This window comes from Erwinia oleae (assembly GCF_000770305.1).
GTDB lineage: Bacteria > Pseudomonadota > Gammaproteobacteria > Enterobacterales > Enterobacteriaceae > Erwinia > Erwinia oleae.
The window spans coordinates 37974-47511 of sequence record NZ_JNVB01000029.1 but is presented as its reverse complement, the minus strand read 5'-3'; the positions used below and the strand labels follow the sequence as shown (position 1 = coordinate 47511).

The 9538-nt window shown below is 55.2% G+C and carries 7 protein-coding genes; 1 reads left to right on the top strand and 6 read right to left on the bottom strand.

The features are described from left to right. Window positions 1–128 precede the first annotated feature (128 nt). Window positions 129–2081, top strand: a complete 1953-nt coding sequence (locus tag GS12_RS11405; RefSeq protein ID WP_034946982.1) for an acyltransferase family protein — start codon at window positions 129–131, stop codon at window positions 2079–2081. Between the two features lie 48 nt (window positions 2082–2129). Here the strand turns inward: GS12_RS11405 and proY are convergent, their stop codons facing one another. The 6 genes from proY to phoB all read right to left on the bottom strand — a co-directional run bounded on the left by proY (window position 2130) and on the right by phoB (window position 9506). After that, on the bottom strand, window positions 2130–3482 hold the full coding sequence (proY, locus tag GS12_RS11400; RefSeq protein WP_034912712.1) for a proline-specific permease ProY: 1353 nt from the start codon (window positions 3480–3482) through the stop codon (window positions 2130–2132). A 53-nt stretch (window positions 3483–3535) separates the two neighbouring features. Further along, complete coding sequence (gene brnQ, locus GS12_RS11395; RefSeq protein ID WP_034947004.1) at window positions 3536–4858, bottom strand: branched-chain amino acid transport system II carrier protein; 1323 nt, start codon at window positions 4856–4858, stop codon at window positions 3536–3538. Between the two features lie 379 nt (window positions 4859–5237). After that, a complete protein-coding gene (locus GS12_RS11390; protein WP_034946979.1) occupies window positions 5238–6350 on the bottom strand; it encodes a cobalamin-independent methionine synthase II family protein in 1113 nt (370 codons plus the stop codon). Between the two features lie 198 nt (window positions 6351–6548). Then, window positions 6549–7466: a PstS family phosphate ABC transporter substrate-binding protein gene (locus tag GS12_RS11385; RefSeq protein ID WP_034947001.1), complete on the bottom strand. Its 918-nt coding sequence runs from the start codon at window positions 7464–7466 to the stop codon at window positions 6549–6551. A gap of 17 nt (window positions 7467–7483) precedes the next feature. Beyond that, a complete protein-coding gene (phoR, locus tag GS12_RS11380) occupies window positions 7484–8797 on the bottom strand; it encodes a phosphate regulon sensor histidine kinase PhoR (protein WP_034946976.1) in 1314 nt (437 codons plus the stop codon). A gap of 19 nt (window positions 8798–8816) precedes the next feature. Beyond that, entirely contained in the window at window positions 8817–9506 is a 690-nt protein-coding gene (gene phoB, locus GS12_RS11375) for a phosphate response regulator transcription factor PhoB (RefSeq protein ID WP_034946973.1), read from the bottom strand. Between the last annotated feature and the right edge of the window lie 32 nt (window positions 9507–9538).

The following is a 9538-nucleotide window of genomic DNA, read 5'->3' as shown; positions in this document are numbered from 1 at the left end:
CCTTCACCCACCCTCGCTTTATAACGTTTTTAACAGCCTTTCCTGGGAATTACCCTATTTTTTGTTTCTATATTGGAAACACTAACAACTTGCTTTATGGTGTGGGAAAAAATAAGGATAAGCCTCTCATGTCTGATAAAAATCCCGAATACAGAGCGGATATTGACGGTCTGCGCGCCCTGGCGATTCTGTTAGTTGTTCTTTTTCACTCAGGCGCCCATATATTCAGCGGCGGATTTATTGGCGTAGATGTCTTTTTTGTTATTTCAGGTTTCCTGATTGGCAATATCATCTATCGCGAAATAAACAATAATGCCTTTTCCTATCAGCGGTTTTATGTCAGGCGAATTCGCCGCATCGCGCCTGCGCTGTTCTTTATGCTGCTCTGTATCAGCGCGCTCGGCTATAGCATGCTGTCGCCGCTGGAATTCCGCGATATGGCAAAGTACATTGTTTCAGTACTGCTTTGCGTTCCTAATATCATGTTATTAAAGGGAATTGATTACTTTAATCCCAATGCGGATCTCAATCCGCTGCTGATGACCTGGTCGCTGGGCATTGAAGAGCAGTTCTACTTTTTTCTGCCGGTCATCATGCTTTTCGCGCGTCGCATCCGTTTTTCCATCAGGCTGTTTATTGCGATTATCAGTCTGATTTCGCTGGCAGTGAATATTGTTGTTACACCAAACGATGCAAACAACGCTTTTTATTTGCTGCATACGCGCGCGTGGGAATTAGGCGCTGGCGTACTGCTGGCGCTTTACCGCAGCAGGCCGCTTACCGGTGCGAAAAGCCTGCCTTTTTCACTGGCTGGTTTTTTACTGATTCTGATCCCCGCCGCAGTACTGAATAAAGACAGCGTCTTTCCGGGCTATCTGGCCCTGTTACCGGTGCTGGGCGGCGTACTGATTATTTTCGCCCGCAGTAGCCTGAGCCGCTGGCTGCTGGAGAATCGTGTCATGGTATTTATCGGCAGAGTCTCCTACTCATGGTATCTCTGGCACTGGCCATTGCTGAGCCTGGCCCGCCTCTCCGCCGACCACGATCTCACTGCCATACAGGGACTCTCCATTAGCGCCGCTGCCTTTATCATTGCGGCGTTCTCCTGGTATTTTGTCGAAAAACCTTTCCGCCAACCGGCGCGCCCGCGTCAGCGTGTTATTTCCATTTATTGTGCGCTGTGCGCCGCAGGAATTTTATCTTTTACCGCGATTTATACACTGGGCGGCCTGCCGGACAGGGTCAATCCATTGGTCAATGAAGGTGAAATGTTCAAAGTTTCCGCCGAGAAAAACCCCTGCCTGATTGATTATGGCCCGCTGCTGCCGGTACCGGGTAGCCGCTGTCTGCCATCATCAAACGTGCCTGCCGTGGCGCTGGTGGGTGACAGCCACGCCGCCGCGCTGCATACGGCTGTCGCACAATACGCTGAAAACAAAAAGAAACCTTTATTCGAACTGACCAAATCTTCCTGCCCGTTTTTGGTGGGCGCCAGCCGCTATATGGTCGATCACCCTAAACACGGCGCGCAGTGCCAGGCCTTCAACGAAGAGACGCTGAAAATTTTACTCAGCAACAAGGTTGATGAAGTCATCATTGCCGCCTACTGGTCTTCCGGATTCCTGCCGACGCGTGGCTACGGCTACAACTCGCTCGACAGACGCGTCACCGATAATTATCAGGCGTTGGATCGGGGGTTGAAAAACGCCGTGGCGAAACTGCGTGCCGCAAATAAAAAGGTCACCATTATTGAGGATGCCCCTCGTCTGGATATCGATCCGCTGCGTTTTAACAACATTCAGCAAATTCCGCTGCGTAAGCGAATCCACGCGCTGCTGACCGAAAACACGGTATCCTCAGCCGATCCCGAACGCACACTCCGCCTTTACCCGGAAACCGACCACGTTGACACGCTGCTTGACCGGTACGCACAGCCGGGCGTGAAGGTGATCAGGCTGAAAGACAACCTCTGTAGCCAGCAGGGCTGCCTGATTGCCAATCGCGGTTTGCCCGTTTATTACGATACGCATCACCTGACGGCGCTGGGCAGCACCATCGCGTTGCGAAATCGTCTGAATTAGTCATGACCGCAGCGCATAAAAAAGCCGGAACAGGTTCCGGCTTCGCTTTTAAGCGGTGGTCTTTCTGACAAAAAGCCAACTTATCAACAACAGTAACAGCCAGCCAACGCCGACATAGAGTGATATGCGCGTATCCGGGAAGTAACCGATCAAACCAATAATAAAGGCCAGGAACAGAATACCCACCATTGCGGTGTAGCGTCCGCCGGGCATGGCGAACTTCAGCGCTTTTGTCTGCTCGCTGGTGAGTGAGCGACGGAAACCGATCTGCGCAAACAGAATCATAATCCACACCCAAACGGTCGCAAAGGTCGCCAGCGACGCGATAACAAGGAAGACTTTCTCCGGCATCAGGTAGTTAAGCCAGACGGCGATCAGCATCGCCATCATCATCACCAATACGGTCACCCAGGGTATCCCGCGACGCGAAACGGTGGCAAAGGCTTTCGGCGCATGTCCCTGTTCCGCCATACCGTGCAGCATACGACCCACGCCGAATACGTCGCTGTTGATGGCAGATAATGACGCGGTAATCACCACAAAATTCAGAATGGCCGCCGCCGCCGCGATGCCCATATGCTGGAAGGTCAGCACAAACGGGCTGCCGTTGGTGCCAACCTGATCCCATGGGAAAATCGACATAATGACGAACAGCGTGCCAACGTAGAACACCAGAATGCGCAGCGGCACGGTGTTAATCGCCTTTGGAATAGAGGTCGCCGGATCTTTGGCTTCGCCCGCGGTGATGCCGATAATCTCAATGCCGCCATAGGCAAACATGACGATTTGCAACGACAGCACCATGCCAGTTACGCCGTGCGCGAAGAATCCGCCGTTGGTCCAAAGATTATGAATGCCGGTCGGCTGACCGCCGTTACCGATCCCCCAGAAAATGATGCCGATGCCCGCAACGATCATGATAATGATGGTGGCGACTTTAAACAGCGACAGCCAGAATTCGACCTCACCAAACACTTTTACGGTCGCCATATTAATGGCGCCGATAATCAGCACCACGCTCAGAACCCAGATCCAGTGCGGCACGTCAGGGAACCAGACTCCCATATAGATGCCGAAAGCGGTAACGTCGGCGATGGCGACAATCAGAATTTCGAAGCAGTAGGTCCATCCGGTAATATAACCCGCCAGCGGGCCCAGATAGTCCTGCGCATAGCGGGAGAAGGAGCTGGCCTGCGGGTTGTTCACCGACATTTCACCCAGCGCGCGCATAATAATATAGGCGACAGCGCCGCCAATGATGTAGGCGATCATGACGCTCGGGCCGGCCATTTTCATCGCGTCGGCGGAGCCATAAAATAACCCCGTCCCGATAGCCGAACCCAGCGCCATAAAGCGGATATGGCGCGTGCTCAATCCCTTTTTGAGGGTATTATTTTTCATCTTAGCTTCTGCATCCGTAGCTCCCCTGAGGTCAGGCGAAGCGATTTTATTACTCACTGCTCATGCGCCTTAACCTGCTGACGTCCCAGCATCCGGTCGCAAATTGCCACCAGCACCAGCATCGCCAGCGAGGGCAGCAACCATGCCAGCCCCTGATCGGCCAGCGGCAGATGCTGAGCAAACGCAGGCAATATCGTCTTCAGATCGCTGGCTTTGATCGCGTCGATAATACCAAACACCAGGCTTATCAGCATCGTTGGCGCAATAATACGCGAATTTTTATTCCACCAGCTCAGCGTGAAACTCAGCAACACCAGCACAATACAGGGCGGGTAGATGGCGGTCAGCACCGGGATCGAAAACTTAATCAGATCGGCCAGCCCAAGGTTAGATACCAGCATTGAGAACAGACCCAGGGTAAACACTAACTGCCGATAGCTCAGCGGCAGATAGTGCTCGAAAAACTCCGCGCAGGCGCAGGTCAGGCCTACCGCCGTCACCATGCAGGCGACAAAAATCAGCGTGCCGAGGAAAATGCTGCCCATGCTACCGAACGTCTGCTGAACATAGGCATGCAGGATCGCCGCGCCGTTAGCGTTCTGATCGACAATGGATGCGCTGCCGGAACCCAGCTTAAACAGCGCCAGATAAACCAGCGTCAGACCGATACCGGCAATCAAACCGGCCAGCACGGTGTAGCGCGTCAGCAGTTTTGCTTCTGTAATGCCGCGTGAACGCGCCGCATTAACAATGACAATGCCAAAAACCAGCGCGCCCAGCGTATCCATGGTCAGATAACCGTTCACAAAACCACTGGAGAACGCCGCCTGCTGATAGGCTTCCGTGGCGGGGACCATGCCGCCCGCAGGCCACAGCAGCGCCGCAACGCCAAGAATGGCCAGCGCGACGATTTTCAGCGGCGCAAGAAAATGGCCGACGGTATCCAGCAGCTTTCCCGGGTAGAGTGAAACGCCAATAACGATCGCGAAATAGATCAGGCTGTAAATCAGCAGCGCGCCGGGGCTTTCGCCGGTTAACGGCGCGATGCCGATCTCAAAGGAAACGGTGGCGGTACGCGGCGTGGCAAACAGCGGACCGACCGCCAGGTAGCATACGGTCGCCAGTACCACGCCTGCCGTTTTGCCAATGGGCGAACTCAGCGCATCAATGCCGCCGCCAACGCGCGCCAGCGCGATAACGGTGACAACCGGCAGCCCCACGGCGGTGATCAGAAAACCCAGTGCGGCAATCCAGACGTGTTCGCCGGACTGAATCCCCACCACAGGCGGAAAAATAATATTGCCAGCCCCCACGAACAGGGCAAAAGTCATAAAACCCAGCGCGAGGATGTCTTTAGAAGATAAACGGTTAGTCATAAGCTGTGGATTGGCCCATACGGTGTTAATAAAAAAGTGATGCCATGTGCATGTGCTTAAAAACCACGTAATCAAACCGTTAAAGGGAAATATATAACCCATTAACACTTTGGCAGCAGATTCGCACTGAGTTTTGCTTTACTTGCAGGCGATCGGGAAAAACGGCGCTAAGTAAACCGTTTATAGCGGCGAAAGGCAATGCTGAATCGGAAAACCAGAAGGATATCGCGTAGAAAACGTATCAGGCAGCGTAACTGTTCAGATTATTGCGCAGATGCGCGAGATGATTTGCTTATTTTTTATTCGCTTAATGGCATTCTTGCAAAACTTCGGGGCGGAATGCGTGAAAAGCGCGTTCTCACGCGCTTTTCATCAATGACTATGCGTTTTTCCACACTTCATCGGCGATATCAACCACCAGGCGCAGTTTCGCCCACTGTTGCTCCTCGCTGAGACTGTTGCCCTCTTCCGTTGAGGCGAAGCCGCACTGCGGGCTGAGGCAGATCTGATCGAGGCTGACGTACTGCGCCGCTTCAGCGATGCGTTTTTTTACCGTTTCCGGATCTTCGGGTTCACCGTTTTTGGTGGTGATTAATCCCAGCACCACCTGCTGCCTGCCCGGTTTGATAAAGCGTAGCGGCTCAAAACCGCCGGAGCGCTCATTATCATACTCCAGGAAAAACGCATCAATATTCACCGTGCCAAAAAGAATTTCCGCCACCGGCTCATAGCCGCCTTCAGAGATCCACGTTGAGCGGAAGTTACCGCGACAGACATGCAGACCAATGGTCAAATCATCCGGCTTCCCTTCAATCGCTTTGTTAAGCACCTGAGCATAGATATAAGCCAGCTCTTCCGGATCGTCGCCGCGCGCGCGGATCTGCGCCTTCTGATCTTCGGAACAGAGGTAGGCCCAGACGGTATCGTCCAGTTGCAGATAGCGGCAGCCCGCCGCATAGAAAGCCTGAATAGCATCGCGGTACGTTTGCGCCAGATCGTCGAAATAGACGTTCAGGTCAGGATAGACGCTGGCATCAATCGCTTTACGTCCACCGCGAAAGTGCAGAACGCCTGGGCTGGGAATGGTCATTTTGGGCACCGCGTCGCCGCTGATGCTTTTCAGATAGCGAAAATCTTCCAGCATCGGATGGTTGCCGAAGCCCAGTTTGCCAGTCACGCGGATGCCGTGGGCTTTGGTTTGCACGCCGTTAAACTGAATGCCCTGCTCAGACTCATAACGCTCCACGCCTTCCAGGCCGTCAAAGAAATCAAAATGCCACCAGGCACGGCGGAATTCGCCGTCGGTGACCACCTTCAGGCCGCAGGCGCGCTGTTTGGCCACCACATCGCGAATTGCTTCGTCTTCGACGCGGCGAAGCGCAGTGGCATCAAGCGCGCCAGCCTGAAACCGTTCGCGCGCCTGTTTAACGGCGGCGGGACGCAGAAAACTGCCGACAACTTCGGCACGTGACTGAGCGGACTTGTTTTGCATATTGGCTACTCCTGGCCTGCGCATCATGCGCATAATTTACCGGTGAAATAATTACGCCTGGTTATATTTAGACTTCTGGATGTCTATATGGCTGAGAGAAAGAGTGTCATGAGAAAGATTCAGACGCAAACGAGGAAAATTCATGATGCATGAAAAAAATTCACTCAGAAAGAGGGATCAACGCGAGGTACAGCCAGTTCATTCATTCATCGCAGCCAGCGCCTGTGCACGCTGCGTCTCCGAAAGCGGCAGATAACCTGCCTGCGTCACCAGCGCCTGCCCTTCTGGCGAAAGGACATTGCGCAGAAAAGCCGCCGTGAGCGGCGCCAGCGGTTTACCTGGCGCTTTGTTGACATAAATGTAAAGCGGACGTGCCCAGGGATAGCGGCCATTGCGAATGGATTCCGCCGTTGGCTGCACCCAGGCAGTGCCTTCGCGGGCGACAGGCAGAGTCTTCACACCGCTCAGGCGAATGCCCATGCTGGCATAGCCAATGCCGTTTAACGTTCCGGCAACGGCCTGCACCACCGCCGCCGAGCCGGGGTATTCCCCCACGTCTTTGCGGAAATCGCCATTGCACAGCGCCTGCTGCCGGAAGAAGCCCCAGGTGCCGGAGGCGGAGTTACGGCCAAACCGCTGAAGGACACGATCCTTCCAGCCAGGCGGCATCAGTTGAAGATCGCCCCAGCGGTTGATGGCGGCGGTGCCGCTACAGCGCCGGGTAATTGAGAAAATCGCGTCGAGCTGGCGTATATTCAGGCCCGGTAAAGGATTGTCCTGATTCACCACCACCACCAGCGCATCCAGCGCGACGGGGATCGCCAGCGGCGGATAGCCGTAGCGGGCCTCAAAAATTTCACGCTCTACAGCCTGCATCGGGCGGCTCATCGCTCCCAGCTGTGCGGCGCCCGCAGCCAGCGCGGTTGGCGCGGTCGAAGAACCCGCAGCCTGAATTTGCACGTTCACGCCAGGATATTGCCGGTTAAAATTTTCGCCCCACAGCGCCATCAGGTTGCCCAGCGTATCCGAGCCGACGCCGCTCAGGTTACCGACCAGCGTGCCAGCCTGTGCAAGGGTGCTGAACAGCAGCGCGACGGCAAGAAACAGCGTTTTCATCATCTTTTCCGATTGCCTCAGCGAGAGGCATTTTGTGGCGATTCACCACTGACAATCAACCCCGGCGGCAGCAGGAAGCTGAAACAGGTTTCAATGTCCGGCTGGCTGGTAATATCCAGCCGTGCGTTATGGTGTCCCAGCGCGTGTTTAACAATCGCCAACCCCAGCCCGCTGCCGCCGGTCTGGCGCGAGCGCGCTTTATCCACGCGGTAGAAACGCTCGGTCAGGCGGGGGATATGCTCTGCCGGGATCCCGGGCCCGTTGTCTTTTACTTTAAACTGCGCGCCAAGCGGCGTTTTCAGCCAGCTGATATCGATGCGCGTGCCGTCCGGCGTATGGTTTACCGCGTTATACACCAGGTTCGATATGGCGCTGCGCAGCTGCTCATCGTTGCCGTAGACTTTAAGATGCGGATCGGTATTAAAACGAATCTCGTGGCGTCCGTGGCTGAGCGTTTCCGCTTCGCGTTGCAGCAGGCGCAGCATCAGCGGCACATCGACTTTTTCACGCAGATCCAGTGCGGGCGCGGCCTCAATGCGCGACAGCGTCAGCAGTTGGCTGACCAGCGCATCCATACGTCGCGTTTGCTCCTGCATGGTGTGCAGGGCCTTCTCGCGCAGCGGCCCTTCAAGAACCGAGTCGCTCATAACCTCAAGGTAGCCCTGCAACACCGTCAGCGGCGTGCGCAGTTCGTGGCTGACGTTGGCGAAAAAGTTTCGCCGCGCGCCCTCTAACTGATGTCTCTGGGTAACATCACGCGCTACCAGCAGCCACTGCCCTTCCGTATAAGGCATCAGGCGAAACTCAAGATGGCGCTGGTTGTTCAGCACCAGCGTCAGGTGACGCGAGAAATCGCGCTGGCGCAGATAGCGGGTAAACTCAGGATAACGCAGCAGGTTGAGGATGTTCTGACCATTATCTTCCGGCCAGCGCAGGCCAAGCATCTGCTGAGCCAGGCCATTACACCAGAAAATCGTCCCCTCTTCGGTGGTCAGTACCACCGCATCGGGCAGCGATTCCGCGCCGCTGCGAAAGCGTTTAATCAGATTGCCCAGTTCGCGGCGCCGACGCCGGTTGCGCGCCTGCATCTGGTAAAGCCCATAAAAAAGCGGCTCCCAGCTACCGCGACCAGTGGGCGGCGTCATGCTGCGATCGACCCACAGCCAGTAAGAAAGGCGCAGCAAATTGATGAAGTGCCAGCCCAGCAGGGCCAGCAAGGAGAGCAACAGCAGCCAGGGTAGTCCGCCCGCCAGCAGCCCGATAATCAGCGCGGGCAGGCAAACCAGTACCAGCTCCAGCAGCAATCTCTTCCAGGAGAGGCGTTCCAACACGGTTCAGGCTCCCGAGCGATCAGTAGCGTGCAGAGAAGCGGTAGCCTGTTCCGCGCACCGTCTGCACCATGCGGTCGTGACCGGTGTGCTCAAGCGCTTTACGTAAGCGGCGAATATGCACGTCAACGGTACGATCTTCGACATACACGTTAGTGCCCCAGACATGATTAAGCAACTGTTCACGGCTGTATACCCGCTCCGGATGGGTCATAAAGAAGTGCAGCAGCTTGTACTCAGTCGGCCCCATATCCAGCGGCTGGGTGTTCGACATCACGCGATGCGACGAGGGATCGAGACTCAGCCCCTGGATTTCAATCACCTCTTCCACCGCCATCGGCGAAATACGCCGCATCACTGCTTTGATGCGCGCCACCAGCTCCTTGGGTGAAAAGGGTTTCGTAATGTAGTCGTCCGCGCCCACTTCCAGGCCACGCACGCGGTCTTCCTCTTCGCCGCGCGCGGTCAGCATCATGACAGGAATATCGCGGGTCATCGCCTCACGCTTTAAGTGCTTAATAAACTGAAGGCCGGTTCCGCCGGGCAACATCCAGTCCAGAAGGATCAAATCGGGCCAGGGTTCAATCAGCGAATTGATGGCGCTGTCATAATCTTCCGCTTCAATCGGCTGATAGTCATTTTGCTCAAGTACGAAACACAGCATCTCACGGATAGGGGCTTCATCTTCCACCACCAAAATACGCTTAGCCATTATTGCTCCTGCAACGGATGCTTCTGGGATTT

Bases quoted from the DNA above. Each gene is read 5' to 3' on its own strand.
- GS12_RS11405 (WP_034946982.1), top strand. From the start codon at position 129: ATGTCTGATAAAAATCCCGAATACAGAGCGGATATTGACGGTCTGCGC.
- proY (WP_034912712.1), bottom strand. From the start codon at position 3,482: ATGAAAAATAATACCCTCAAAAAGGGATTGAGCACGCGCCATATCCGC.
- brnQ (WP_034947004.1), bottom strand. From the start codon at position 4,858: ATGACTAACCGTTTATCTTCTAAAGACATCCTCGCGCTGGGTTTTATG.
- GS12_RS11390 (WP_034946979.1), bottom strand. From the start codon at position 6,350: ATGCAAAACAAGTCCGCTCAGTCACGTGCCGAAGTTGTCGGCAGTTTT.
- GS12_RS11385 (WP_034947001.1), bottom strand. From the start codon at position 7,466: ATGAAAACGCTGTTTCTTGCCGTCGCGCTGCTGTTCAGCACCCTTGCA.
- phoB (WP_034946973.1), bottom strand. From the start codon at position 9,506: ATGGCTAAGCGTATTTTGGTGGTGGAAGATGAAGCCCCTATCCGTGAG.